24 protein-coding genes and 1 pseudogene are annotated in these 24,995 nt (G+C 70.3%); 20 read left to right on the top strand and 5 right to left on the bottom strand.

Annotated elements, in window-relative coordinates:
* Nucleotides 1-133: 133 nt before the first annotated feature.
* On the bottom strand, nt 134-1,744 hold the full coding sequence (locus OG844_RS34490; RefSeq protein ID WP_406395676.1) for an MFS transporter: 1,611 nt from the start codon (nt 1,742-1,744) through the stop codon (nt 134-136).
* 114 nt (nt 1,745-1,858) lie between these two features.
* Between OG844_RS34490 and OG844_RS34485 the strand changes: the two genes are divergently transcribed.
* The 7 genes and pseudogenes from OG844_RS34485 (at nt 1,859) to OG844_RS34455 (ending at nt 9,269) form a co-directional block, all read left to right on the top strand.
* Nucleotides 1,859-2,527: a TetR family transcriptional regulator gene (locus OG844_RS34485; RefSeq protein WP_406395674.1), complete on the top strand. Its 669-nt coding sequence runs from the start codon at nt 1,859-1,861 to the stop codon at nt 2,525-2,527.
* 224 nt (nt 2,528-2,751) lie between these two features.
* The gene (locus tag OG844_RS34480; RefSeq protein ID WP_406395673.1) at nt 2,752-3,966 is read left to right on the top strand and encodes an alpha/beta hydrolase; all 1,215 of its coding nucleotides are present in this window, start codon (nt 2,752-2,754) and stop codon (nt 3,964-3,966) included.
* 86 nt (nt 3,967-4,052) lie between these two features.
* Nucleotides 4,053-4,991: a DUF4429 domain-containing protein gene (locus tag OG844_RS34475; protein ID WP_406395671.1), complete on the top strand. Its 939-nt coding sequence runs from the start codon at nt 4,053-4,055 to the stop codon at nt 4,989-4,991.
* A gap of 159 nt (nt 4,992-5,150) precedes the next feature.
* Complete coding sequence (locus tag OG844_RS34470) at nt 5,151-6,539, top strand: sensor histidine kinase (protein ID WP_406395669.1); 1,389 nt, start codon at nt 5,151-5,153, stop codon at nt 6,537-6,539.
* Nucleotides 6,536-7,219: a response regulator gene (locus OG844_RS34465; RefSeq protein WP_406395668.1), complete on the top strand. Its 684-nt coding sequence runs from the start codon at nt 6,536-6,538 to the stop codon at nt 7,217-7,219. The genes OG844_RS34470 and OG844_RS34465 overlap by 4 nt, the downstream gene beginning before the upstream one ends.
* 262 nt (nt 7,220-7,481) lie before the next feature.
* Nucleotides 7,482-7,726: pseudogene (locus OG844_RS34460) on the top strand (acyltransferase); the annotation flags it as partial.
* Between the two features lie 682 nt (nt 7,727-8,408).
* Complete coding sequence (locus OG844_RS34455) at nt 8,409-9,269, top strand: hypothetical protein (protein WP_406395667.1); 861 nt, start codon at nt 8,409-8,411, stop codon at nt 9,267-9,269.
* A 223-nt stretch (nt 9,270-9,492) separates the two neighbouring features.
* Here OG844_RS34455 and OG844_RS34450 read toward each other — a convergent pair whose 3' ends face one another.
* Both OG844_RS34450 and OG844_RS34445 read right to left on the bottom strand, forming a co-directional pair.
* A complete protein-coding gene (locus OG844_RS34450) occupies nt 9,493-10,512 on the bottom strand; it encodes an aldo/keto reductase (RefSeq protein ID WP_406395665.1) in 1,020 nt (339 codons plus the stop codon).
* A 4-nt stretch (nt 10,513-10,516) separates the two neighbouring features.
* Nucleotides 10,517-10,972: a MerR family transcriptional regulator gene (locus tag OG844_RS34445; protein WP_406395663.1), complete on the bottom strand. Its 456-nt coding sequence runs from the start codon at nt 10,970-10,972 to the stop codon at nt 10,517-10,519.
* Between the two features lie 76 nt (nt 10,973-11,048).
* Here OG844_RS34445 and OG844_RS34440 point away from each other — a divergent pair, with 76 nt between their 5' ends.
* Nucleotides 11,049-11,870, top strand: coding sequence for a serine hydrolase domain-containing protein (locus tag OG844_RS34440; RefSeq protein WP_406395661.1), 822 nt, complete (start codon nt 11,049-11,051; stop codon nt 11,868-11,870).
* Here the strand turns inward: OG844_RS34440 and OG844_RS34435 are convergent.
* Nucleotides 11,867-12,943, bottom strand: a complete 1,077-nt coding sequence (locus tag OG844_RS34435; protein WP_406395659.1) for an IS630 family transposase — start codon at nt 12,941-12,943, stop codon at nt 11,867-11,869. The two genes, OG844_RS34440 and OG844_RS34435, sit on opposite strands and share 4 nt — an antisense overlap.
* Before the next feature lie 149 nt (nt 12,944-13,092).
* Between OG844_RS34435 and OG844_RS34430 the strand changes: the two genes are divergently transcribed.
* The 7 genes from OG844_RS34430 (at nt 13,093) to OG844_RS34400 (ending at nt 19,123) form a co-directional block, all read left to right on the top strand.
* Entirely contained in the window at nt 13,093-13,293 is a 201-nt protein-coding gene (locus tag OG844_RS34430) for a DUF2191 domain-containing protein (RefSeq protein ID WP_406395658.1), read from the top strand.
* A 32-nt stretch (nt 13,294-13,325) separates the two neighbouring features.
* Entirely contained in the window at nt 13,326-14,024 is a 699-nt protein-coding gene (locus OG844_RS34425; RefSeq protein ID WP_406395657.1) for a maltokinase N-terminal cap-like domain-containing protein, read from the top strand.
* Nucleotides 14,025-14,073: 49 nt separating this feature from the next.
* On the top strand, nt 14,074-14,424 hold the full coding sequence (locus tag OG844_RS34420) for a hypothetical protein (RefSeq protein ID WP_406395656.1): 351 nt from the start codon (nt 14,074-14,076) through the stop codon (nt 14,422-14,424).
* A 124-nt stretch (nt 14,425-14,548) separates the two neighbouring features.
* Nucleotides 14,549-14,956, top strand: a complete 408-nt coding sequence (locus OG844_RS34415; protein ID WP_406395655.1) for a hypothetical protein — start codon at nt 14,549-14,551, stop codon at nt 14,954-14,956.
* A 115-nt stretch (nt 14,957-15,071) separates the two neighbouring features.
* Complete coding sequence (locus tag OG844_RS34410) at nt 15,072-17,276, top strand: MMPL family transporter (RefSeq protein WP_406395654.1); 2,205 nt, start codon at nt 15,072-15,074, stop codon at nt 17,274-17,276.
* 4 nt (nt 17,277-17,280) lie between these two features.
* Nucleotides 17,281-18,465 carry a sensor histidine kinase gene (locus OG844_RS34405; RefSeq protein ID WP_406395652.1) on the top strand — a complete coding sequence of 395 codons (1,185 nt, stop codon included), beginning with the start codon at nt 17,281-17,283 and terminating at the stop codon, nt 18,463-18,465.
* A gap of 1 nt (nt 18,466) precedes the next feature.
* On the top strand, nt 18,467-19,123 hold the full coding sequence (locus tag OG844_RS34400) for a response regulator (protein ID WP_406395650.1): 657 nt from the start codon (nt 18,467-18,469) through the stop codon (nt 19,121-19,123).
* 12 nt (nt 19,124-19,135) lie between these two features.
* On the opposite strand, the gene OG844_RS34395 is transcribed toward OG844_RS34400, so the two are convergent.
* Nucleotides 19,136-19,804, bottom strand: coding sequence for a pirin family protein (locus OG844_RS34395; protein ID WP_406396360.1), 669 nt, complete (start codon nt 19,802-19,804; stop codon nt 19,136-19,138).
* Between the two features lie 81 nt (nt 19,805-19,885).
* Between OG844_RS34395 and OG844_RS34390 the strand changes: the two genes are divergently transcribed.
* The 5 genes from OG844_RS34390 (at nt 19,886) to fabF (ending at nt 24,758) form a co-directional block, all read left to right on the top strand.
* A complete protein-coding gene (locus tag OG844_RS34390) occupies nt 19,886-21,085 on the top strand; it encodes a PucR family transcriptional regulator (RefSeq protein WP_406395648.1) in 1,200 nt (399 codons plus the stop codon).
* A gap of 89 nt (nt 21,086-21,174) precedes the next feature.
* The gene (locus OG844_RS34385) at nt 21,175-22,089 is read left to right on the top strand and encodes an ACP S-malonyltransferase (protein WP_406396358.1); all 915 of its coding nucleotides are present in this window, start codon (nt 21,175-21,177) and stop codon (nt 22,087-22,089) included.
* 13 nt (nt 22,090-22,102) lie between these two features.
* Nucleotides 22,103-23,104, top strand: coding sequence for a ketoacyl-ACP synthase III (locus OG844_RS34380; protein ID WP_406395646.1), 1,002 nt, complete (start codon nt 22,103-22,105; stop codon nt 23,102-23,104).
* Nucleotides 23,105-23,167: 63 nt separating this feature from the next.
* Nucleotides 23,168-23,416 (top strand): acyl carrier protein, encoded by a 249-nt coding sequence (locus OG844_RS34375; protein WP_014045780.1) that lies wholly within the window; start codon nt 23,168-23,170, stop codon nt 23,414-23,416.
* 79 nt (nt 23,417-23,495) lie between these two features.
* Nucleotides 23,496-24,758, top strand: a complete 1,263-nt coding sequence (fabF, locus tag OG844_RS34370) for a beta-ketoacyl-ACP synthase II (RefSeq protein WP_406395645.1) — start codon at nt 23,496-23,498, stop codon at nt 24,756-24,758.
* Nucleotides 24,759-24,995: the final 237 nt, after the last annotated feature.

The following is a 24,995-nucleotide window of genomic DNA, read 5'->3' as shown; positions in this document are numbered from 1 at the left end:
GCGGTGCGCCGGGAAGGGGTGGGGCCCTGGACCATCCTGATAGGCGACAGCCCCGCCGGAAGGGGCCGGCGGGGCTGTCGGGTGCGCTGTGTTGACGCCTCGGCGCAGGGAGTGCGCCGGGGGCCGTGCGGGATCAGATGTGGCCGGCTCCCGCGCCCGCCCCGGCGTTCGCACCGCGCTTGGTGAGCATGGCGACCAGGCCGGCGAGCACGGCGACGATGCCGGCGACCATGAACGCGGAGCTCATGCCCGACACGAACGTGTCATGGGCGACGCCCGCGATCTTCGCGGCGATCTCCGGCGGGGTGCCGGGTGCCACCGGCGGCATACCGACCTTGACGGCCGAGGACGCCTGCTCCAGTTGGGCGGAATTCACCGGCGGGAGTTCGGCGGCCTTCCAGTTGTCGCCGAGCTTCGCGTCGACCTGGGAGGCCATGACGGCGCCCAGGACCGCCGTACCGAGGCTGCCGCCGACCTGCATCGCGGCCTGCTGCAGTCCGCCCGCGACACCGGAGAGCTCCAGCGGGGCGTTGCCCACGATGACCTCGGTGGCGCCGACCATGACCGGTGCGAGGCCGAAGCCGAGCAGCGCGAACCAGAGCGACATGGTCAGGGTGCCGGTGCCGATCGTCAGCTGCGACATGCCGAACATGGCGATCGCGACCGACGCCATGCCGCCGACGAGCGGCACGCGCGGACCGAACCGGGTGATGGCCGCGCCGGCGAGCGGCGAGCCGACGATCATCATTCCGGTCAGCGGCAGCAGGTGCAGACCGCTGTCGACCGGGCTCATGCCGTGGACGTTCTGTAGGTAGAAGGTGACGAAGAACAGCCCGCCCATGAAGGCGAAGGCCATCAGCACCATCAGGATCACGCCGGCCGAGAGCGGCACGGAGCGGAACATGGCCAGCGGGATGAGCGGCTCGCGGACGTTCTTCTGGGAGAGCGCGAACACGATGAACAGGATCACGGCGGCACCGAGGAAGCCGAGGGTCTTGGGGTCGCCCCAGCCCCATTCGGAACCCTTGATGAGCGACCAGATCAAGCAGAACATCGCCTGCGACAGCAGCACGATGCCGCCGATGTCGAAGGACTTGGGCGCGTTCTCGGCGCGGTGGTCCTTGAGGATCACCAGACCGAAGACCAGCGCGAGCACACCGACAGGCACGTTGATGAAGAAGACGGACTGCCAGCTCACGTGCTCCACGAGCACACCGCCGAGGATGGGACCGCCCGCGGTCGAGGCGCCGATCACCATGCCCCAGATGCCGATCGCCATGTTCAGCTTCTCGGCGGGGAAGGTGGCGCGCAGCAGGCCGAGCGCCGCGGGCATCAGCAGGGCGCCGAAGAGGCCCTGCAGCACGCGGAAGACGATCACCAGCGTGACGCTGTCGGCGAGGCCGATGGCCGCCGAGGCCGCGGCGAAGCCGGCGATGCCTATCAGGAAGGTCTGGCGGTGGCCGAAGCGGTCACCGAGCTTGCCCGCGGTGATCAGGGAGACCGCGAGTGCGAGCATGTAGCCGTTGGTGATCCACTGGACGTCGGCGAGCGAGGCGCCGAGGTCCTGCTGGATGGCGGGGTTGGCGATCGCGACGATCGTGCCGTCGAGCGCAACCATCATCACGCCGACGGCGACGGCGAAGAGCGTCAGCCAGGGATGGCCGCGCAGTCCTTTCGCCGGTGCGGGAACGAGGGTGTCTTCGGGCTCCCGCGGCGCCTTCTCGACTGTGGTCTGACTAGTCATGCCGGGAGATTATGTCAGCGGCTGACAGTTGACAAACCAATTCACAAGTCAGTAACTGTCACGTAGCTCACAGGTAGGCTGATCAGGTCAAAGCGATGGAAAGAGGACCCCTACGTGACACGCAGGCAGGCATCCGGGGCCCCCGCATCCGCGGCTCCGGTCGGGTTGCGCGAACGCAAGAAGCAGCGCACCCGCGAGGCCCTGCTGCACGCCGCTCTGGAACTCTTCACCACCCAGGGGTACGACCGGACCACCGTCGACGAGATCGTCGACGCCGTCGAGGTCTCCCAGCGCACCTTCTTCCGCTACTTCGCGAACAAGGAGGCGGTGGCCTTCGCCGTCCAGGAGATGGGGGAGTCGCACTTTCTCGCGGAGCTTCGCCAACGTCCCGCCGCGGAGGCCCCTTTCGAGGCGATGCGCCGGGCCACCTTGAACGCCTGGGACAGCATCGCCGACGCCCTCGAGGACGACGTCACCGTCGAACTCCACATGCGCACCTACCAGATGATCGAATCGACTCCCGTACTGCTCGCCGCCCTCATGCGGCGCAGCGTCGATCTGGAGCACCAGGTGACTCTGCTGATCGCGGAGCGTGAGGGACTGGACCCGGAGACGGACCCACGGCCCCGGGTGGCCGTCGCCGCGTTCTCCGGGGTGATGCGGCTGACCGGGCAGCTGTGGGGACGACGGCAGGACGCGAGCGTGGACGCGCTCCGGGCACTGACCGAAATGCACCTGGACCGCCTCGGACCAGCACTTGCCGGAGACTGGCGCACCGTTTAGGCGCACCGGACATCTGTGCCGCACGCCTCACCACCGCGGCATGTCCCAACTCACAATGCCCCGGCCCCATGACGCTTTCGGGGTGCCGAACGGGCTCCCGGCGCGCCGGAGCGTGGGCTCCGCACACACGGAGGGTGAGGTCGCGCCACCGAATTCCTCGCAGCCGGGTGATGTGCGTCACCCCCCTCACGACGGCCTGTACGCGTCTCCTAGGGTGGGCCTCAGTGACTTCCTTCGACTCCTCCCCCACGCTCACCGCCTGGCGTGCTCTGCTCGCCGTCGCGGTGGTGTTCGTGATGCTGGCGACCACCGGGTGGACCGCCGTGCGTCACCAACACTCCGAAGCACCACGCGAGATCGCGCTCGCTTCCTGGGCCCGTGACCGGATAGCCGGTCACGCCCTCCCGGACACCCACGCGCCGCCGTACCGGCTGGCCCACTTCTTCGCCACGCTCACCGCGGGCCAGCAGGTCGCCCTCGCCGACAAGTACCCGCTCGTGGTGGGGAATCTGAACGGCGCCCCGGTCACCCTTCGCTACCGCGCCAACCGGCATGTGCTGGCCCTGGCCGAGACCGTGGAACAGCAGCGGACGCAGGACGCGAGACTTTCGCCCGACGGCCGCCACCAGGCGGTGCTCCGGCTTGCCCGCTTCCGGTCGATGCTCGCCGGGAACCGGCAGATCCTCGCCTTCGACCCGTCGGGCAGGGGCCACGCCGCGGAGGTGTTCGGCGACCTCGACCGGGCGACGCGGATCTCCGTGATCGTTCCGGGCGTCGACACGAACCTGCTGACCCTGGAACGCACCGGCCGCAAGAAGAACGCCGCCCCCGTCGGCATGGCGCAGCAGTTGTACGGCGCCGAGCGCGCGGCCCGTCCCGGGACCCGTACGGCCGTCATCGCGTGGGCGGACTACACCGCGCCCGCCGGTATCGGCATGGACGCCGCTCTGGGCGGACTCGCGGCGGACGGGGCGGTGCGGCTGAACGCGCTCGTGGAGGCGCTGCCCGGCACCTCGGCCGTCTCGCTGTTCTGCCACAGCTACGGCTCGGTGCTGTGCGGGGTCGCCGCGAAGGGTGAGCTGCCCTCCAGGGTGTCCGACATCGCGGTCGCCGGCAGTCCGGGCATGCGCGCGGACAGTGCCGAGGCGCTGGACACCGGCGCCAGGGTGTGGGCGATGCGGGACGGCGACGACTGGATCCAGGACGTGCCGAACATGGCCGTGGGCGGGCTCGGTCACGGTGCCGACCCGGTCGACCCGGAGTTCGGCGCGCGCATCGTGTCGGCGAACGGCGCGGTCGGGCACAGCGGCTATTTCGAGCCCGGCACGGACAGCCTCAGCAACTTCGCCGCCATCGGCGTCGGGGCGTACGACTCCGTCAGCTGCGCGAGCACCGACCAGGCGTGCCACCGCGAGATTTCCGGTGATCCGGACGCCTGACCCGCGTGGAGAACGGTGAAAGGCCTTGCGGGGATTGCCTGTACCGAGGGGGGACGTGCGCGCCTGTGCCGCATACGATGAGGCACATGGGTGATGTGCTGGCCGGAATTCATGCCACCTGGGAGTTCTACACCGACTCCCTGCTCATCCGCTTCGAACGGGGGATCCGCACGCCGAGGCTCTTCCAGAGCCTGCGTGAACGCCGCATTCCGTACGCGGCGTTGTCGTCGGTGACTTTGACCCCGGGCAGGCGGGGGACGGTGGTCCTGCACGCGGTGCCGAGACCCGGCGCCGATCCGCTGCTGGAGGCTGCGGCGGGGCAGCTGAAGGACGGCTGCGACCCCTACCGGCTGGTGCTGCCCGCGGAACGCGAAACGCTCGCGGAGTACTACGCGGACGAGCTGCGGGCCCTGCTCGGACCGGACGCGGCGAAGCACGCCGACCGGTTCCTGGTCACGGCTCCCGAGGCGCCGATGAACTTCAAGGCGTACGACGGGCGGGCCGGCTTCGACGGGGTCCGGGTCTCCTTCCGGTGGTCCTGGACGGGTGCGTCCAGCGCCAAGTGGAAGGCGGGCGACCAGACCTTCCCGGTGGCGGATCTCAGCGGCGTGCAATGGCGGTCGCCCGAGGCTCTCGAGGGCTACCTCCGGCTGGTGACGCGCAGCGCGGCCGCTGAGGCGGAGGAGGGCGGTCCGGTGCACGCCCTCGGGCCGGCCACGGCGCAGGGCGCCCCGCACCCGGCCGTAGCGCACATACCGGTGGACCAGGATCCGGCCGCCGTCGTCTTCGGCCTCGGCTACGGGCCGGTGCACGAGTCGCTGCCCTTCGCCGCGGCCGTGCTGGAATCCGTGCGCAGGACCCAGTCGGTGCCCGTCGCGGCGGGCCCCGCCCCGGTGGGCGGCGTGCGGCGTGATCCGGCGGACATCGCCGAGCGGATCCGGCACCTCGGGGAGCTGCACCAGGCCGGTCTGGTGACGGACGACGAGTACAGCGCGAAGAAGGCGCAGCTGCTCGCGGAGCTGTAGGAGGACTCGCCGGTCCCGGCCAGCGGGGGAGCCTCCGCTCACCGGCCCCCGCCGGCGGGGCGGAGCCCACACCCCCTACCCCGGTACGGGGAAGCCCGCCCCGCAACAGCACCGGGGTATGACGCCACGCACCGGCCCGCTGCCTAGGCTGAGCAGGCGATGTCCACCTCCCCCGGTCACCCCGAGCCCGCCGACGGCCTGCTGAGCGCCGCCGGCCGTCATCTGCGCGGGTTCGCCCACGCGCTGTCCCACCCCTCCCATCCGCCGGTCCCGCTCCTCGCGGACGCCGCGAGGCGCCGGCAGCGGCTCGTGCCCTACGTGGCCGTCGCCCTCCTCGCCCTCCTGTTCGTCCCCGTCACGTACAGCGTCCTGATCGCGGACTACGGCCTGGGGGGCGGTACGGCGGGGGTGCTCGCCGTCGCTCAGGCTGCACCGCTGCTGATGCTGGCGCACCGGCCGTTGCAGGTCTGGTGGATCGTCTTCGGCGCGGACGTCGTCGGCGCCCTGGTCCTGCTGCGGCCCACGGCCGTGGAGTTCCGCGTCCGGCCGCTGCCGGCCGCGGTCATGGACCCGGCGGACACCATCTGGCCCTGGACGCCCCCGGTGATCATCGGCTACCTCTTCGTGCTGTTCGCGGTGGGCCTGCGCGAGCCCCGGAGGACCCTGGTGGCCGTCTGGCTGATGACGGGCGCGGCGGGTCTGCTGCTGCACGTGATCGCGCCCGACCGCAGCAACGGCGGTGCCGTGCTGCTGATCGTCCTCGGCGCGGTGGTGCTGGTCGTCGCGGCGGCGCTGCGGGAACGGGGCGACGCGCAGCGCAGGCTCGCCGAGCAGGAGACGATCAGTGAGGCCGAGCGTGCCGGGCGGACGCTCCTGGAGGAACGGACCCGGATCGCCCGGGAGCTCCACGACGTGGTCGCCCACCACATGTCCGTGATCACGGTGCAGGCCGACTCTGCCCCGTACCGGATCGGCGGGCTGCCCGAAGAGGCGCGCGCGGAGTTCGAGGCGATCGCGGCGAGTGCGCGCGAGTCACTGACGGAGATGCGGCGGCTGCTCTCGGTGCTGCGCAGCGACGGGTCGGACGGGGAGCGGGCACCCCAGCCGGGGATCGACCGGATACAGCAACTGGTGGAGGCCACGGTGCGGTCGGGGCTCCCCGTGGAGCTCTCGATGGGCGGCCAGGTACAGAAGGCGGTGGGGGACGGCCTGTCCCAGGCCGTCGACCTGTCCGCGTACCGCATCGTGCAGGAGGCCCTGGCCAATGCGGTCCGGCACGCGCCCGGGGCGCGCACCCGGGTCTCGGTCACGACAGCCGACGGGCACGTGACGGTCCTGGTCGTCAACGACCGTGCGCAGCGCCCCGGTTCACCGCTGGAGACGGCCGGAACGGGGCACGGGCTGGTCGGGATGCGTGAACGCGTACGGTTGACCGGCGGCACGCTGGACACCGGCCCGCTGCCCGACGGGGGCTTCCGGGTCGCCGCGCGGCTTCCTCTGTCCGGCCGTCCGGTCACGTCGAACTCCCCGGCGCCGGAGGACTCTTGAGCATCCGCGTGATCATCGTTGACGACCAGGCCATGGTCAGGGCGGGGTTCGCGGCGCTCCTGTCGGCCCAGAGCGACATCGATGTGGTCGGAGAGGCGCCGGACGGTCTGCGCGGCGTCGAGGTCAGCCGCAGCCTGCGCCCGGACGTGGTCCTGATGGACGTCCGGATGCCGGAGATGGACGGGCTCGCCGCGGCACGCGAGCTGTTGTCCCCGTCCGCCGGGGAGTCCCACCGGCCGAAGGTGCTGATGCTGACCACCTTCGACGTGGACGACTACGTGTACGAGGCGCTGCGCGTCGGGGCCTCCGGCTTCCTGCTGAAGGACGCGCCGCCGGCCGACCTGATCTCCGCGGTACGCGTCGTGGCCGCCGGGGACGCACTGCTCGCACCGTCCGTGACCCGTCGGCTGATCGCGGACTTCGCACGCCAGCGACCGTCGGGAGCCTTCCGGAGCGGCCCCGCCCTGCGGTTGCGAGGGCTGACGCCGCGTGAGACGGAGGTACTCGAACTGGTGGCCCGCGGCCTGTCCAACCAGGAGATCGCGGGTCGGCTGGTGGTCGCCGAGCAGACGGTGAAGACACACGTCTCACGGATACTCGCCAAGGCCGATCTGCGGGACCGGGCACAGGCGGTGATCTTCGCGTACGAGTCGGGGCTGGTGACGCCGGGCGCGCCGTAAGGCTGTCGGCGTCCTGCGGGCCTGCCCCCGCGGGTGGCGGGGGCAGGCCCGCCCCGGCAGCCGGTCCGCCCGCCACGAGGCGCTGCACCGTGGTGCTGTCCCCGTACACCACCTACCCCGGTACCACCGAACAGTTGGCTCCTCGGTGTGAGACGCCCGTACCCACCCTCTTCCCTACCTTCCTCCCCGGCACGCCGAGCGGCGTGCGGCAGCCGGAGAGGGAGGGCGAGGTGCTCCGATACGCGTGGACCCTGGTCGTTGCGCTGATCTGGCCGCGGCCGTCCCCGCGTCGTGCGCCGGTGTGGTGCCTGGGCTCACGACTGACACTCGGTCGGCTGGATCCTGGCCCGGCTGGTGTGGATGGCGTTGTTCGCCGCTCAGCTGGTGCCGATCTCCCTGTACGCCCGCCGGTTCGAGGCGCCCTGGGAGACGGGCAGCCGTGCCGGGACCGCGCGCCGGGCAGCGGCCGGGCTGCTCGCGGCGGGCTCCGCACTCCGGTCGGCCTGAGGCTGCCGTGGGCCGCCTGCTCCACGCCGCCCACGGCCGTGAGTGCTCCCAGCGGCGCTCCCAAGCCGTGCTTGAACGCTCGCCCGAACTGCCGCACAAGAACCCGCCGAGGCCACGGGGCAGTTGCACGAGCAGTGACAAGTGGGGCGAGCGTTCGTTTCTCAAGCATGAATACATCTGATGCTCCAGCGGCAACGGTGACGGGCACTGGCTACGCATCTTTCGTTTCGGAACACGCGCCTGGAAGAGCGAGAAACCTGCCCGGTCCCAGGGCAGCGGAGCCCCGACCTGAGTTGCCACCGCATACGGCATCCCCAACAGCAAGCAAAGAGAGAACAGAAACGCCGATGTACGGGGATCTGATCAGGCTCTGGGCTGCTCGCGGCAGCACGCTCCCCGGTGTCCCGGATCCGGAGTGGCACCGACTTATTTCCTATTGGCATCACCAAGAAGAAACAGAGCGGACGTTGCGGATACTCCACCTTCAGAAAAGCACGCCGATCGGATGATGTGACAACCGGAAGCTCATCCGGGTTCACAAACAAAAGGCACGACCGGCCGGGAACATGATGCGGTATGACGTTCGTCAGATATGACCTTCCGGGTCCAATTGGGTCATTTCAGGATCCCGCTGAAGCCTATTCAGCCGCAACGGCGTTGATCGATCGTGGAAGCCAGGGAGATGTGGAAGCGGCACGCCGTTTTGGCCGACGCCTTCTGCGGTGCGGACGACCGAGTGCGTGAGGCGCAGTCGGTATTCGACGGGGCCCAGGCGGAACGTGCAAGAACGCTTGCCGCTTTCGCCGTCACTGTGGGCAGTGACGCCGCTGTTGCCGAGTTGCTGGGGCTGAACGAGCGCGAGGTGCGGCTGGCCCGCCGCACCGTCGGCAAGAGCGATGCCCGCTCGCTCGCCGGGACACTGCTCAGCAATCCGTCGGCCGTTGCTCCGGACATCGACGCGGCGACGGAGGCCGCTTCCGGCGACGGCAACCCCATGCCCGCTCCTGCGGTCAACGTGCGACTGGAGTCCGCGCAGGCCTCCATTCCGTCACCCCGCGTGGAACAGTTCGCCACTCGACAGGCAACACCTGCGGAGCCCACGGAGCTGAGGGGGAGAGAGTGGTCACACGCTCGCGACTCCCTGCTTGTGGACGGCTGGAACAAGGGCATGGATGCCGCAGCCCTTGCCGCCCAGCTTGGCATCGGGCTCACACAACTGGTCTCCCGGGCGCAGTCGCTGTACGCGAGCGGCCATCTCGCGCCGGTGCGCCGCGATCGGGGCCGTCACCGGCGCCTCACAGACGAATCCACTCGGACCGTCGAGACTGCCCACACCTTCGACCGCGCCCTGTACGCAAGCTCGAGCGAGAACCATTCATGGCCACCGCCGGTCGACACCCCTGGACAGGTCGAGACCGCGCAATACGCGCCCTACAGCCAGGACGGCAGCGGATTCCTCGCCCCCCACGTTGATTCGGCGCTCGGGAGCACCGGGTACCCAGTTCAACAGAGGTGGGCTCACGACTATCCGGCCGAGCGCTGACACGGGGCCTCGGTGCGCCCCGACGAACGACGCGAAGAACGTCTCGTGGGCACCGCGCCCGTAGATGTCGGCGGTGCCCAAGGGCGTCACGCCCGCTTCGCGCGCCGCCTCCAGAGTGTCGCGGACAACCGCGCCGGGAACGCCCGCCGGGCAACGGCGGGGCTGTTCGCGGCGGGATTCGCGGTCTACGCGCCCCAACCGCCCCGAGGCCGCCGGGGACCTCCTACTCTCGCGCAGTGGCCGTGCTGCTCATGTCCGGGTACCGGTCCCCCGCCACCTGGCCCGCGATGGGCTCCAGAAGCTCCAGCTCCTGCGGCGTCAGGATCAGCCTGGTCGCCCCTAGATTCTCCAGCAGACGGCCGCGCCTGCGGGTTCCGGGAATCGGCACCACGGTCAGTCCGTGCACCTCGGCGCGCTGCTGCACCCATGCGAGGGCGACCTGCGCGGCCGTCGCACCGTGTGCCGCCGCGATCTTGTGGACGGGCTCCAGCAGGGCCGCGTTCGTCTTGGCGTTCTCGCCGGTGAAGCGTGGCTGGTGCCTGCGGAAGTCGTCCTGCGACAGGTCCTTGCCCGCGTCGGCGAACGCCCCGGTCAGGAAGCCGCGGCCGAGCGGCGAGTACGGCACGAGGGTCACTCCGAGCTCGACGGCCGCCCCCACGGCGCTGCGCTCCACGTCCCGGCTGAAGAGCGACCACTCGGACTGCAGGGCGGCGATCGGGTGCGCGGCGTGCGCCTCGCGGAGCTCGGCCCCGGTCACCTCGCTCAGCCCGAGCTGCTTGACCTTGCCCTGACGCACCAGTTCGGCCATGGCGCCGACCGATTCGGCGAGCGGGACGAGCGGGTCGCGGCGGTGCATGTAGTACAGGTCGATGACGTCGGTGCCGAGCCGGCGCAGGCTGTCCTCGACGGCCTGCCGGATGTACGCGGGATCGTTGCGCACCCCGCGGTAGTGCGGGTCGTCGGTCCGCTCGATGGCGAACTTCGTGGCCAGCGTGATCTCGTCGCGGTGCGCGGCGACGAAGGGCGCGAGGAACGTCTCGTTGGCGCCGCGTCCGTAGACGTCCGCGGTGTCGAAGAGGGTGACACCCGCTTCCAGCGCCGCTTCCAGGGTGTCCCGGGCGGCTGCCTCGTCGGTGTCGCCGTAGAACTCGCTGATCCCCATGCAGCCGAGCCCCTGGACGCCGACCCGGGGGCCGCCGCCGAGCTCCACGGTCGCGATCCGGCCGGTGCTGTTGTCGCTCATGTTCTCAGGGCCTTTCCGACGCCGCACGGGCGCCCGCATAAAAGTCGATCTTGAAGTCGAGCACGGCGAGGGTGTCCTGGAGCTCCGCGATCCGCGTCTTCACGTCGCGTCGGGTCGCCTCCAGGAGCTCCTGCCGCTCTTCGAACGTGTGCTCGCCCTCGCGCAGCAGTTCCGCGTACCTGACCATGTCCGCGACCGGCATTCCGGTCAGCCGGAGCTTGCCGACGAACGCCAGCCAGTCCAGGTCGCGGTTGCTGAAGCGGCGCTGGCCCGTGTTCGAACGGTCGACGTGCGGCATCAGCCCGATCCGCTCGTACCAGCGCAGGGTGTGCGCGGTGAGTCCCGTGAAGGCGACGACCTCGCTGATGGTGTAGCGGTCCCGGCCCTCGGGGCGCGGATGAGCCTTGGGGGCCGAGGCGCAGGTGTCGGTCCGTGCGGAAGTGCTTTCCATCACCGTCATACCCTCCACGCTAGAACCTTGGAGTGCACTCCAAGCAAGCGGATTCGGCGGCGTTCTTCGGTTTAGGCTCATACGCATGCAGAGCCTGGCGATGATCGAGAACTGGCCCGTCCCCACCGCGGCGGCGGCTGTCGTACGAGCGGACGGCACCCTCGCCGGTGCGCACGGCCCGACCGCGCACCGTTTCCCGCTCGCGTCCGTCACCAAACCGCTCACGGCGTACGCGGCGCTGGTGGCGTACGAGGAGGGCGCGGTCGAGCTGGACGAGCCGGCCGGCCCCGAGGGCTCCACCGTCCGCCACCTCCTCGCGCACACCAGCGGCCTCGCGTTCGACGAGCACCGCGTCACCGCCCCTCCCGGCAACCGCCGGCTGTACTCCAACGCGGGTTTCGAGGTGCTCGGCGACCACATCGCGAAGGCCACCGAGATCCCCTTCTCCGAGTACGTTCGCCAGGCGGTCCTGGAACCGCTGGGCATGACGGCCACCACGCTGGACGGCTCGCCCGCCAAGGACGGCGTCTCCACCGTCGACGACCTGGTCCGCTTCGTCACCGAGGTGCAGGCGCCCCGGCTCCTGGACCCGCGTACGGTGCTGGAGGCCCAGACCGTCGTGCACCCGGGCCTCAAGGGCGTACTCCCGGGCTACGGCCACCAGAACCCCAACGACTGGGGGCTCGGTTTCGAGATCCGTGACTCCAAGTCCCCGCACTGGACGGGTCTTTCGTCCTCCCCCGCGACCTTCGGCCACTTCGGCCAGTCCGGCACGTTCCTGTGGATCGACCCGGCGGCGGGCGCGGCCTGTGTCGCCCTGACCGACCGTGCCTTCGGCCCGTGGGCCGCCGAGGTCTGGACCCCGTTCACCGACGCGGTGCTCCAGGAACTGGGGGCCGGCATCTAGTGACCTGAGTCAGAGATTCGGTGGCAGTAGGCGGCGACTTTGTCGAGGATTTCGTCGGCCGTCTTGGTCCAGATGAAGGGCCTGGGTTGGTCGTTCCAGTCGGCCAGCCAGGCCCGGACGTCACGTTCGAGGGCCTGGACGGAGCGGTGTACTCCGCGCTTAAGCTTCTTCTGTGTGAGTTCGGCGAACCACCGCTCGACCAGGTTCAGCCACGACGCGCTGGTAGGTGTGAAGTGCAGGTGGAAGCGCGGGTGTGCCAGCAGCCACTTCTTGATCTCGGGCGTCTTGTGCGTCGCGTAGTTGTCGAGGATCAGGTGGACCTGAAGGCCGGCCGGGACTTCCCTGTCGAGCTTGGCCAGGAACTTCTTGAACTCGACGGCCCGGTGGCGGCGGTGGAGCGACCCGATCACCTTGCCCGTCGCGACTTCCAGGGCGGCGAAGAGAGTGGTGGTGCCGGCGCGGATGTAGTCGTGACTTCGGCGCTCGGGAACCCCGGGCATCATCGGCAGGACCGGCTGGGACCGGTCCAGGGCCTGGATCTGCGACTTCTCGTCCACGCAGAGAACCAGAGCCTTCTCCGGCGGGTCGAGATAGAGGCCGACGACATCGCGGACCTTATCGATGAAGAACGGATCGGTCTGCGAGCGGTGCGGGGCCAGAGCGAACGCCCGCCAGATCCTGGATACCGTCGACTGCGACATGCCCGTCGCGGCGGCCATCGAGCGCGTCGACCAGTGCGTCGCGTTCTTCGGCGTCTCCTCGAGCGTTCTGACGATCACTCGTTCCACATCCGCGTCGGTAATCTTCCGCGGGACACCCGGCCTGGGCTCGTCACACAAGCCGTCCAAGCCGTTCTCCAGGAAGCGCCGCCGCCAGGTGCGGACGGTGTCCGGCGCAACCCGCAGCCGACGGGACACCTCCATGATCGAGTGGCCGTCCGCGCACTCCAGCACGATCCGTGACCGCTGAGCCAGCGCCTGCGCGGTCGTCCGCCGACGCACCCAGCCCTCCAGCACAGCCCGTTGAGCATCGGTCAGTGACAGCGGCGGAATCTTCGGCCCCGGACGACTCATAGCCAACTAACGCCAAACCTCTGACTCAGGTCACTAGTGCCGTACCGGGCGACGTCCACCCCGCTGTCGTCCTGCGCAAGGGACAGCTGTGGGAACAAGTCGCCGCTGTACGGGTGTTAGAGTCCCGGACCGACGAAGGGGGGCCGATCGTGGCCAAGGTCAGCATCAGTCTCGATGCCGAACTGGTGGTGGAGGTGATGGTCCTGGCCGGGGTCGGCTCGCCCCAGGACGCGGTCGAAGCGGTCGTGCGCGACTACATCGCCCGGGGACACCGCACCGAGTCACGCACCGAGCTCAGAGACCAGAGCCTGCGCGAGGTCGAGGTCAAACCGCAGGATCCTCAAGGCTGACCACCTCGATTCAAGGGAAGAGAACTTTCGGCATGGCCGTCATCCACCGCACCGCCCTTGCACCGACGAAGCTGGAGCTGCTCACCTCCTGGCTTCCCTCCCGCCCGTGGTACCGCCTCGGCGCGGGCGAACCGGAGCTGGCCAGGTCCGGCGGCTTCCGGCTGGACGACCCGCAGGGCGAGGTGGGGATCGAGTTCATCGTGGTCACCGACACGTCCGGCCCTCACCCCACCGCCTACCTGGTGCCGCTCACCTATCGCGGCGCCCCGCTCGACGGGGCCGAGCACGCACTCGTCGGCACCATGGAGCACGGGGTGCTGGGACGGCGCTGGGCCTACGACGGCTGCCACGACCCGGTGCTGGTCGCCCAGTTCGTCGCCCTGGTCGAGGGCCGGGTACAAGCCCAGGACCAGAACACCAGCCACACCCCCGACCGGGACGTGACCTGCTCCTTCACCGGCGAGGGATCGGCCTCCACGGACTTCACCGCCACCACTGTCACGGACGACCGGGAAGGCACCGCCCTGACCGGCCCGCCCGGCACGGCCATCCGTCTGCACCGGGCCCTGCGGCCCGCCGAGGACGGTTCGCCGTCGCTTCCGCAGGGAGCGGCCGGCCACGTCTCCGGTTCCTGGAGCACGGTGGACGGCACCCGCGCCCGAGGGCTGTTCGCCGTCCTGCACACGGACGACGGGGCGCAGCGGGATGTGCGAAGGGGCCGTGCCTCGTAGGAGGCCGGCATCCCTTCGACGACGGGAACGCCTCTGGAGCGCGCCCTGGGTGCGCTACCGCGATGTTCCCGGCCTGTCGGGTGCGGCGAACGCAGCCGTCCGCGTGCTCGAACGGGAGCGGCTGGCTCCGGGCCTCGTGTCGGTCGCACTGAGCGTGTGGTCCGCCCGTGTCCACGGAACCGAACGCCGGTGGAGACAGTGGGAGGCCGAGTTCACCTGCCCGTGCTGCGACGGGGGCTGGGCCCGGGACACGCTGCAGGAAGCTCTGTCCCTGTTGCCGTCGAGGGCCTCGTCGCAACTCCGGTCGCGGGTCGAGCGCCTGGACGAGGCGCTGCTCGGACGGACGCACCACGATCCCGCGGCGGACGCGGAGTCGGCCTGGTGGCATCGCCGGTGCTGACCGCGCGGACCGCCACCCGGGGCCCCTTCCCGCCGGTCGGCAACCACCGCGGCGGACCTTCCTGGACGGGCTGCGCAACCACCGCGGCGGACCTTCCTGGACGGGCCCGCTAGATTCGGCCGCTATGCGATCACGATCACGCGAGTACGACCTGGATTTCCGCGACCGGGCCACCCGAACACGCAGTTGGGGCCTGGGCCTGCTGTCCTTGGCCGCGCTGCTGTGGGCGTGGTGTGCCGTGTCGCTGCTCACCCCGTACGCGGTCGACGAGGAGCCCGACGACCAGTACCCGCAGGAATGCGAGTCGCGGCTGTTCACCGACCGCGGCACCGCCAACGAGGGCCTGTTCCGCGGGGATCACTGCGCGGACGAACGCGACTGGCCGGAGGCGGTGGCTCTGCTCGGCCTGTCCCTGCCGGTGTCCGTCGTCGGCTCGGCGCTCTTCACCACCGGCACGGTCACGCGCCGGATCAGCGCCCACGGCGAGGCGATGCGTGAGCTGGACCGGCTCACGGACGCCCCGAAGCCGTAGGTCTTTTCGCCCTCAGGGGGGCAGGCCCCAGCCCTGTTGTCCACCGGCCGGTGGACAACAGGTTCAACCGGCCGGGCGTGTCGGGCAGGGTCCTCCGCCGACCAGGATTTCCGGTATGAGACAGCTACCTGTACGGATGGCCCGATGGAGCACCCGGCACGCATGGCGGGCGATCGCCGGCTGGTTCGCGTTCGTCGTCCTGTGCCTCGGAGCCGGCATCGCGGTCGGCAGCAACGAAGCCACCACCGAGGACTTCTGGGTCGGTGAGGCGGGACGCGCCGAGGCGATGGCGACCGAAGGCGGCCTGGAGCGCTCGCCCACCGAGCGGATCATGATCCGGGCCAGGTCCGGACCGCTGGACATGGCCGCGGCCGGTTCGGCGGCCCACGACGTGACCGAGCGGATGCGGGACCTGCCCGAGGTGGAGAGCGTGGCGGCTCCCGTCCGCTCGAAGGACGGCAAGGTCCTGCTGGTCTCGGTGGTCCTGAACGGCCCCGAGCTGGAGGGCAGGAAGAACGTCGTGCCGCTCCTGGAGCAGACGGCGGCGGTTGGCGCGAGCCACCCGGACCTGGTCGTGGAGGAGACCGGGTCCCCCGCCATCAGCAAGGGCGTCAACGACCAGCGCGGGAAGGATCTCGCCCTCTCCGAACGCATCAGCCTGCCGGTCACCCTCATCACACTGCTGGCCGTGTTCGGCTCGGTGATCATGGCTGGTGTGCCGCTTCTGCTGGCTCTCTCCTCGATCGCCGCGGCCATCGGGCTGTCGATGGTCGCCTCGCACCTTCTCCCCGACGCCGGGGTCGGGATGAACCTCATCCTGCTCATCGGCCTGGCGGTGGGTGTCGATTACACGCTCTTCTACCTCAAGCGTGAACGTGAGGAACGGGCCCGCGCAGGCGGCCGGCTGAGTTCGGAAGCCCTCGTGGAGCTGGCGGCGGCGACCGCGGGCCGGGCCATCGTGGTTTCGGGCCTCGCCGTGATCGTCTCCACGTCCACCCTGTACCTGGCCACCGACGTCATCTTCTCCTCGTTGGCGACCGGCACCATCCTCGTCGTGGCGGTCGCCGTGGCCAGCTCGCTCACGGTGCTCCCCGCACTGCTGGTCAAGATCGGCCACCGGACCGAACGCCTCGCCTCCCGCAAGGCCGCCCGCCGGGCGAAGCGCGGGAAGCCGGCCCCGACGGCGAAGCCGGAGACCGGGCGGATCTTCGGCGCCCTCCTGCGGACCGCCCGGACCCGCCCCGCCCTCACCCTGTGCCTGTCGGTCCTCTTCATGCTCGGCCTGGCCGCTCCCGCGCTCGGGCTGAAGCTCGTCGACCCGGGCAAGGACACCTTCTCCCGCGACATCCCGGCCATGCAGGTCTACGACCGGCTGACCGGGAGTTTCCCCGAACTCTTCGTCAGGCACGAGGTAGTTGCGCGCTCGACGCCGGAGCGAGCCGCCCAGGTCGAGCGGGCCCTGGTGGACCTCGGCCGCCGCGCCCGGACCGACCCGCTGTTCGCCGGGGACACCGAGCCGACGGTGCGGACGTCGGCCGACGGCCGGATCAGTGTGCTGGAACTCGCGGTCCCCTTCCCCGCGCCCTCCGCCGAGGCGATCGAGTCACTCGTCCACCTCCGCAAGGACCACATCCCCGCGACGGTCGGCCAACTGCCCGACGTGGAGACGGGGGTGAGCGGCGACGTGGCCCGGGGCCGCGACTACGTGGCCCACGAGAGTGACAAACTGCCGCTGGTCATCGGGTTCCTGCTGCTGATGACCTTCCTGATGACGGTATGGGCGTTCCGCTCGGTGGTCATCGGTCTCGTCGGCGTCGTACTCAATCTGCTGTCCGCCGGTGCCTCGCTCGGCATGCTGGTCCTGTTCTTCCAGGGGACCTGGGCGGAGGGTCTGCTGGCCTTCGACTCGCTCGGCGCGATCGCGTCCAGGGTGCCGCTGTTCCTTGTCGTGATTCTCTTCGGCCTGTCGATGGACTACCAGGTGTTCGTGGTCAGCCGGATCCAGGAGGCCAGGCAGAACGGCATGTCCGCCCGCGAGGCGGTGCTGGAGGGCATCAACCGCTCGGCCAAGGTGGTGACGAGTGCGGCGATCGTGATGGTGACGGTGTTCGGTGCGTTCGTGGCCCTGCACCTGACCGAGATGAAGCAGATGGGATTCTGTCTGGCCGTGGCCGTCCTCCTGGACGCCGTGGTCATCCGGCTCATGGTCCTGCCGTCGGTCCTGCTCCTCCTCGGCGAGCGCGCCTGGTGGCCGGCCCGCCCCGGGCGCGGTGCACAGGACGGGTTCCCGGCCGCCGCGCCGCTGGAAAAAGTAGGCTGACGTAATGGATCAACGACCGGAGCCCGAGGACGAGTTGCCCGTACCGTCACTGCACCGGTGGAACGCCGTCCTGTGGGTGCTGCTGGGTGTGGTGCCTCCGGCCATCGCAGTCGCTGACGCACCCGGGACGACGAGGTACCCGACGCTGGCGCTGCTGGCCGTGCTCGCGCTGTGTTACGGAGCGGTGGGGCTGTTCCCGGGCAACCCCGTCCTGCGCCCGCTTCCGTACCTGTACGTACTCGTCGTGGGCCTCGGCGCGATGTCGTACCTGCTCGACGGTGGCGCGGCGCTCTTCGTCGTGACGTTGCCGCACTTCTGGATCTACGCCACGAGCACGCGGGCCGCGATCGCCGTCAGTGGCCTCGCGTGCGCGGGAGTGGTGGCCGGCAACGTCGTACGGCAGGGCTGGGACGGGGAGTTCTTCACCGGCAACGTCGTCTTCACGCTGATCGGCTATGCGGCGGGCGTCCTGGTCGGACTGGGGCTGCGCCGCATCGCCGAGGACGGCGACGAGCGTGCCCGCCGGCTCGGCGCCGAACTGGAGGGCGCCCGGCTCCGGCTGGCCGAGGCGCACCAGCGCCAGGGGGCGGCGGACGAGCGCGAACGGCTCGCCCGGGAGATCCACGACACCCTGGCCCAGGGCTTCGCGTCCATCGTCGTGCTCGCGGAGGCGGCCCGGTCCGGTCTGGGGACCGATCCCGGCAGGAGTGCGCGGCAGTTGCTCGCGATCGAGAACACCGCACGCGAGAACCTCACCGAGGCACGCGTCCTCGTCGGTGCGGCGCCGCAGAGCGGTGTCGCGAACGGCTCGGTGGCGGACACCCTTCGCCGGACCCTGGACCGGTTCACGGAGGACACCGGGATAGGCCTCGCCTCGGAGCTGCCGGACGTCGCCTGCGACCAGCAGACCCGGATCGCCCTCCTTCGCTGCACACAGGAGTCCCTCGCGAACATCCGCAAGCACGCGGCGGCCTCCACCGTGGAGGTGGTGCTCACGGCGCAGCCGTACGGCGTGGAACTGGAGATCACCGACGACGGCCGCGGCTTCGTGACCGAGGACTCCCACGGCTTCGGACTGAACGGCATGCGCAAACGCCTTGCCGAACTCGGCGGTGAGCTCACCGTCACCAGCTCGGTCGGCGACGGCACCCGCGTGCTCGCCATGATTCCTACGAACGGGCAGGTCTGACATGGCGACAGGTGCAGTGCCGGGGAACAGGCTCCGCGTCGTCGTGGTGGACGACCATACGGTGATGCGCGCCGGGGTCGTCGCCCTGCTGGCCGACGAGCCCACGATCGACATCGTCGGCGAGGCCGACGACGGCCGGGCGGCCGTCGAACTCGTGGAGCGGCTGGAGCCCGACGTGGCGCTGGTCGATCTGCGGATGCCCGTCCTCGACGGGACGAGTGCGACCGCCGAGATCGTCGCGGGGCGGGCCCGGACCCGGGTGCTGATCCTGACCACGTACGACACCGATGCGGAGATCGAGCGCGCGGTCGAGGCCGGCGCGGTCGGCTACCTGCTGAAGGACACCACGCGTGAGCAGCTGGTGGACGCCATCCACTCCGCGTCCCGGGGCGAGACCGTTCTTGCCCCGCGGGTCGCTGCGCGCCTGGTCGCCCGTATGCGCAGGCCCGCCCCGGTGGCGCTGACCAGGCGGGAGGTCGATGTGCTGGGCGCGGTCGCCGACGGCCTGTCCAATGTGGAGATCGGCCGGCGGCTCGTCATCGCGGAGGCGACGGTGAAGACGCATCTGCTGCGGGTCTTCGCCAAACTCGACGTCGGCGACCGTACGCACGCGGTGGTCAAGGCCCTCGATCTCGGGCTGCTGGAGCGACGCCCGTAGGCCCGCCGCTCGTCACACCTGCCCGAGCTCCCACATCAGCACCTCGGCGGCCGTCAGCGCCAGCAGTTCCAGCCCCCGGGAATCCGTGATCCGCGCCGAGTCGCCGGCCGCCAGCTCCTCGCCGTCGAGGCGCACCTCGCCCCGTACGACGTGGACGTAGACGCCCGCCGCGTCGGGCACGGCGGTGCGCTCGCCCTCGGCCTGCCTGCGGACATGGAGCATCGCGCGCGCCTCCGGGAGGGCGTACGGGGTGGAGTCGGCGATCCCGGCGACATGCGTGTACGAGGGCTCCCCGCCGGGTGCCAGCGGGGACAGCCACATCTGAACGAACGTCAGCGGGCATTCCCCGTCATTGCGTTCGACATGCCGCACCCCGCCGGCCGAGCTCAGGTGCTGGACGTCACCCGCCCGTACGACGGTGGCGTGGCCGGCCGAGTCACGGTGGGTGAGCTCGCCCTCGACCACCCAGGTGACGATCTCGGTGTGGCTGTGCGGATGCTCGTCGAAGCCGGCCCCCGGGGCGAGACGCTCCTCGTTGCAGGCCAGGACCGGCCCGAAGCGCAGGTTGTCGGGGTCGTAGAAGCGCCCGAAGGAGAAAGCGTGCAGCGTCTCGATGCCCACGGAGACACCCGGGGCCGGGTCCCCACCGCGGAAGCGGTCGCCGGAGCGGCGTACGTCCATCACGGCTCCACGGTAGCCCTGCGGGGCGACCCGCGGCCCCGCCCCTCCGCACCGCTGCCCCGATAAGGCAGTCTTGTGTCCGTGCCCCGACCCGATCCTGAGCTGCCCGCCGCGAACGCCGCCCATCTGCATGCCGCGACCCTGAAGCGGCTCGAGCAGGCCTCCGGCCGGCTTTCCGCCAACGCCATCGCCCGCATGGACGAGACGCTGCCGTGGTACCGGGCGATGCCACCGGAGAACCGCTCCTGGATCGGTCTGGTCGCCCAGGCCGGAATCGCCGCGTTCACCGAATGGTTCCGGCACCCGGAGGCACCGCAGGCCATCTCCACCGATGTGTTCGGTACGGCTCCGCGCGAGCTGACCCGGGCGATCACACTGCGGCAGACCGTCGAGATGGTGCGCACGACGATCGAGGTGATGGAGACCGCGATCGAGGAGGTGGCGGCTCCCGGCGACGAGTCGGTGCTGCGCGAGGCGCTTCTCGTCTACGCCCGGGAGATCGCCTTCGCGACCGCCCAGGTGTACGCCCAGGCCGCCGAGGCGCGCGGCGCGTGGGACGCACGCCTGGAGTCGCTCGTGGTGAACGCGGTGCTGTCCGGTGAGGCCGACGAGGGTGCCGTGTCGCGGGCCGCGGCTCTCGGCTGGAACTCCCCCGAACACGTCTGCGTCCTCCTCGGCACCGCTCCGGACGGGGACAGCGAGCTCACCGTGGAGGCGATCCGGCGGGCGGCCCGGCACGCCAAGCTCCAGGTCCTGACCGGGGTGCTGGGCAGCCGCCTGGTCGTCATCGCGGGGGGCAGCGACAACCCGTTGAACGTCGCGAAGTCCCTGATCGGCCCGTATGCGGCCGGTCCCGTCGTCGCCGGGCCGGTGGTGCCCGACCTGCTCGCCGCCACCCGGTCCGCGCAGGCCGCCGCCGCCGGACTCAAGGCGTGCTCGGCGTGGCAGGACGCGCCGCGGCCGGTACTGTCCGACGATCTCCTTCCGGAGCGTGCGATGGCGGGCGACCCCGCGGCGCGGGATCAGTTGGTGGAGGAGATCTACAGACCGCTCGAAGAGGCCGGTTCGGCGCTACTGGAGACGCTGAGTGTCTATCTGGAGCAGGCGAGTAGCCTTGAGGGCGCCGCCAGGATGCTGTTCGTGCACCCCAATACCGTGCGCTACCGGCTGCGACGTGTGACCGACGTCACCGGCTGGTCCCCCTCCGACGTCCGCTCCGCGTTCACACTGCGGATCGCCCTCATCCTGGGGCGCTTGGCCGCCGGAGATCCTCAGTCCTAGACTTTTGTCGGACTTCAACAATTCCCCTGACGGTTCTTCGTCCCTGTCCCCACGGGCGTGAGGAGCCGTCCACAAGAGAGAGTGTGAGTGTGCTCGTACTCGTCGCTCCCGGCCAAGGCGCTCAGACGCCCGGCTTCCTGACTCCCTGGCTCGAACTCCCCGGTGCCACCGACCGCATCGCGGCCTGGTCCGACGCCATCGGGCTCGACCTTGCCCACTACGGCACGAAGGCCGATGCGGACGAGATCCGCGACACGGCGGTGGCCCAGCCGCTGCTCGTCGCCGCAGGTCTCCTGTCGGCGGCTGCTCTCGACGCCTCGCCCGGCGTCGTCGCCGGCCACAGTGTCGGTGAGATCACCGCCGCGGCGCTCGCCGGCGTCATCGACGACGAGGCCGCGCTCCGTTTCGTACGGACCCGGGGACTGGGCATGGCCGAGGCCGCCGCGGTCACCGAGACGGGCATGGCCGCTCTGCTCGGCGGCGACCCTGCCGTAACGGTCCCCCATCTGGAGAAGCTGGGGCTCACCCCGGCCAACGTCAACGGTGGCGGGCAGATCGTCGCAGCGGGCACCGCGGCACAGATCGCCGCACTGGCCGAGGACATGCCCGAGGGTGTGCGCCGCGTGGTCGCGCTCAAGGTGGCCGGCGCCTTCCACACGCACCACATGGCTCCGGCCGTGGAGAAGCTGCGTGCCGCCGCCGATGCCCTGACGGTCGCCGACCCGAAGGTCACGTACGTGTCGAACGCCGACGGGAAGACGGTCGCCGACGGCGCCGAGGTCATCTCGCGGCTCGTCGGCCAGGTCGCCAACCCGGTCCGCTGGGACCTGTGCATGGAGACCTTCAAGGAGCTCGGGGTCACGGCCGTCATCGAGGCCGCCCCCGGAGGCACCCTCGTCGGCCTCGCCAAGCGCGCGCTGCCCGGCGTGAAGACCCTCGCGCTCAAGACCCCCGACGACCTCGACGCGGCCCGCGCGCTCATCTCCGAGCACGCAGGCGCCTAAGGAGCCCGAGAGCATGTCGAAGATCAAGCCCAGCAAGGGCGCCCCGTACGCACGGATCATGGGTGTCGGCGGCTACCGCCCGACCCGTGTCGTGCCGAACGAGGTGATCCTCGAGACGATCGACTCGTCCGACGAGTGGATTCGCTCCCGCTCCGGTATCGCCACCCGTCACTGGGCCTCCCCCGAGGAGACCGTGTCGGCCATGTCCGTGGAGGCCGCAGGCAAGGCGATCGCCGACGCCGGGATCACTCCCGAGCAGATCGGCGCCGTGGTCGTCTCCACCGTCTCGCACTTCCAGCAGACCCCGGCGATCGCGACCGACATCGCCCACAAGATCGGCGCGGGCAAGCCTGCCGCCTTCGACATCTCGGCCGGCTGCGCGGGCTTCGGCTACGGCCTCACGCTCGCCAAGGGCATGATCGTCGAGGGTTCCGCGGAGTACGTCCTCGTCATCGGTGTCGAGCGCCTCAGCGACCTCACCGACCTGGAGGACCGCGCGACGGCCTTCCTGTTCGGCGACGGTGCGGGTGCGGTCGTCGTCGGCCCCGCCAAGGAGCCGGCCATTGGCCCCACGGTCTGGGGCTCCGAGGGCGACAAGTCCGGAACGATCAAGCAGACGGTGGCGTGGGACGTCTTCCACGCCGACCGTCCCGAGAAGTTCCCGGCGATCACGCAGGAGGGTCAGGCGGTCTTCCGCTGGGCCGTCTTCGAGATGGCCAAGGTCGCCCAGCAGGCGCTGGAGGCGGCCGGGATCGCTCCGGAAGACCTGGACGTCTTCATTCCGCACCAGGCCAACATGCGGATCATCGACTCGATGGTGAAGACTCTCAAGCTGCCGGAGCACGTCACGGTCGCGCGTGACGTGGAAACCACCGGCAATACGTCGGCCGCCTCGATTCCGCTCGCAATGGAGCGGCTTCTGGCGACCGGTCAGGCCAAGAGCGGCGACACGGCGCTCGTCATCGGCTTCGGGGCGGGTCTCGTCTACGCCGCGACGGTCGTTACCCTCCCCTAGGCACACCGGACCTTTCGGTCCGTACACCCGAACCCCGTAGAAACACATCGAAGGAGCGCCAACATGGCCGCCACTCAGGAAGAGATCGTCACCGGTCTCGCCGAGATCGTCAACGAGATCGCCGGTATCCCGGTCGAGGACGTCCAGCTGGACAAGTCCTTCACCGACGACCTGGACGTCGACTCGCTGTCCATGGTCGAGGTCGTCGTCGCCGCCGAGGAGCGCTTCGACGTCAAGATCCCCGACGAGGACGTCAAGAACCTCAAGACGGTCGGCGACGCTGCCGACTACATCCTGAAGCACCAGGGCTGATCCCAGCCCGTCCCGTGTGTCGCCACCCGGCGGTGGCGCCGCTGATTCACGACCCTCTACACGTGGAGAAGATTTTCCAGTGAGCCCGACCAATCGCACCGTGGTCGTCACCGGTATCGGCGCAACCACTCCGCTGGGTGGCGACTCCGCATCGACCTGGGAAGGTCTGATGGCCGGTCGTTCCGGCGTCAAGCCCCTCGAGGGCGAACGTTTCGCCGAACTGCCTGTCCGGATCGCCGCCCTCGCGGCTGTCGACCCGGGCGACGTCCTGCCCCGCCCCCTCGCCCGCAAGCTGGACCGCTCGGCGCAGTTCGCGCTGATCGCGGCCCGTGAGGCGTGGGCGGACGCCGGTTTCACCGGCAGGGCCGGTGAGGACGAGAAGATCCAGCCCGAGCGTCTGGGCTCGGTCATCGCCTCCGGTATCGGCGGCGTGATCACCCTGCTCGACCAGTACGACGTGCTGAAGGAGAAGGGCGTACGCCGCGTCTCCCCGCACACCGTTCCCATGCTCATGCCCAACGGCCCGGCGGCCAACGTCGGCCTCGAGGTCAACGCCCAGGCCGGTGTCCACACCCCGGTCTCCGCCTGCGCGTCGGGGGCCGAGGCCATCGGGTACGCCGTCGAGATGATCCGCACCGGCCGTGCCGATGTGGTCGTCGCCGGTGGCACCGAGGCGGCGATCCACCCGCTGCCGATCGCCGCGTTCGCCAACATGATGGCGATGTCCAAGAGCAACGACGAGCCCGAGAAGGCCTCACGTCCGTACGACACGGGCCGTGACGGCTTCGTCCTCGGCGAGGGTGCCGGAGTCGTGATCCTCGAGTCCGCGGAGCACGCCGCCGCTCGAGGCGCCAAGGTCTACTGCGAGGTGCTGGGCCAGGGCCTGTCCGCGGACGCCCACCACATCGCGCAGCCCGAGCCGACCGGCCGGGGCATCGCCGCCGCGATGCAGAACCTGCTGGACGCCACGGACCTGAAGCCGTCGGAGGTCGTGCACCTGAACGCGCATGCCACGTCCACGCCGCAGGGTGACATCGCGGAGATCAAGGCACTGCGTGCGGTGCTGGGCGACGACCTGGACCATGTGGCGATCTCCGCCACGAAGTCGATGACCGGTCACCTGCTGGGTGGCGCGGGCGGCATCGAGACCGTGGCGACGGTGCTGGCGCTGCACCACCGGCTGGCGCCGCCGACCATCAACGTCGACAACCTCGACGAGGCGATCGAGGCGGACGTCGTGCGCGGCGAACCGAGGGCACTGCCCGAGGGACCGATCGCCGCGATCAACAACTCGTTCGGCTTCGGCGGCCACAACGTCGTCCTGGCGTTCCGCTCGGTCTGACCCGTGTCACTGCCGCGAGGCCCGCTTCCCACCCCGGGAGGCGGGCCTCCCGCATTGCAGGTGGGGAAAGGGCCACCGGGCCGCCTTCCCGGACCATCCGTTCGACCAGCGAGGTAAGGACATGCACACGACCATCAGTCCGTTCTCACTTGCCCGCTTCAAGGAGAAGAAGCCTCACGGGCGCACGAAGGTCGGCCGGCAGGGCACTTCTCCGGAGTTCGGCGACATCCGAGTGGT

Source organism: Streptomyces sp. NBC_00887 (assembly GCF_045207585.1).
This window is presented reverse-complemented; position numbering and strand designations above follow the sequence as displayed.

What these genes read in the sequence shown, in the direction of transcription:
- OG844_RS34490 (WP_406395676.1), bottom strand. Translation starts at nt 1,744, where the DNA reads ATGACTAGTCAGACCACAGTCGAGAAGGCGCCGCGGGAGCCCGAAGAC.
- OG844_RS34475 (WP_406395671.1), top strand. Translation starts at nt 4,053, where the DNA reads ATGGGTGATGTGCTGGCCGGAATTCATGCCACCTGGGAGTTCTACACC.
- OG844_RS34470 (WP_406395669.1), top strand. Translation starts at nt 5,151, where the DNA reads ATGTCCACCTCCCCCGGTCACCCCGAGCCCGCCGACGGCCTGCTGAGC.
- OG844_RS34455 (WP_406395667.1), top strand. Translation starts at nt 8,409, where the DNA reads ATGTGGAAGCGGCACGCCGTTTTGGCCGACGCCTTCTGCGGTGCGGAC.
- OG844_RS34450 (WP_406395665.1), bottom strand. Translation starts at nt 10,512, where the DNA reads ATGAGCGACAACAGCACCGGCCGGATCGCGACCGTGGAGCTCGGCGGC.
- OG844_RS34445 (WP_406395663.1), bottom strand. Translation starts at nt 10,972, where the DNA reads ATGACGGTGATGGAAAGCACTTCCGCACGGACCGACACCTGCGCCTCG.
- OG844_RS34440 (WP_406395661.1), top strand. Translation starts at nt 11,049, where the DNA reads ATGCAGAGCCTGGCGATGATCGAGAACTGGCCCGTCCCCACCGCGGCG.
- OG844_RS34435 (WP_406395659.1), bottom strand. Translation starts at nt 12,943, where the DNA reads ATGAGTCGTCCGGGGCCGAAGATTCCGCCGCTGTCACTGACCGATGCT.
- OG844_RS34425 (WP_406395657.1), top strand. Translation starts at nt 13,326, where the DNA reads ATGGCCGTCATCCACCGCACCGCCCTTGCACCGACGAAGCTGGAGCTG.
- OG844_RS34415 (WP_406395655.1), top strand. Translation starts at nt 14,549, where the DNA reads ATGCGATCACGATCACGCGAGTACGACCTGGATTTCCGCGACCGGGCC.
- OG844_RS34410 (WP_406395654.1), top strand. Translation starts at nt 15,072, where the DNA reads ATGAGACAGCTACCTGTACGGATGGCCCGATGGAGCACCCGGCACGCA.
- OG844_RS34405 (WP_406395652.1), top strand. Translation starts at nt 17,281, where the DNA reads ATGGATCAACGACCGGAGCCCGAGGACGAGTTGCCCGTACCGTCACTG.
- OG844_RS34400 (WP_406395650.1), top strand. Translation starts at nt 18,467, where the DNA reads ATGGCGACAGGTGCAGTGCCGGGGAACAGGCTCCGCGTCGTCGTGGTG.
- OG844_RS34395 (WP_406396360.1), bottom strand. Translation starts at nt 19,804, where the DNA reads ATGGACGTACGCCGCTCCGGCGACCGCTTCCGCGGTGGGGACCCGGCC.
- OG844_RS34380 (WP_406395646.1), top strand. Translation starts at nt 22,103, where the DNA reads ATGTCGAAGATCAAGCCCAGCAAGGGCGCCCCGTACGCACGGATCATG.
- OG844_RS34375 (WP_014045780.1), top strand. Translation starts at nt 23,168, where the DNA reads ATGGCCGCCACTCAGGAAGAGATCGTCACCGGTCTCGCCGAGATCGTC.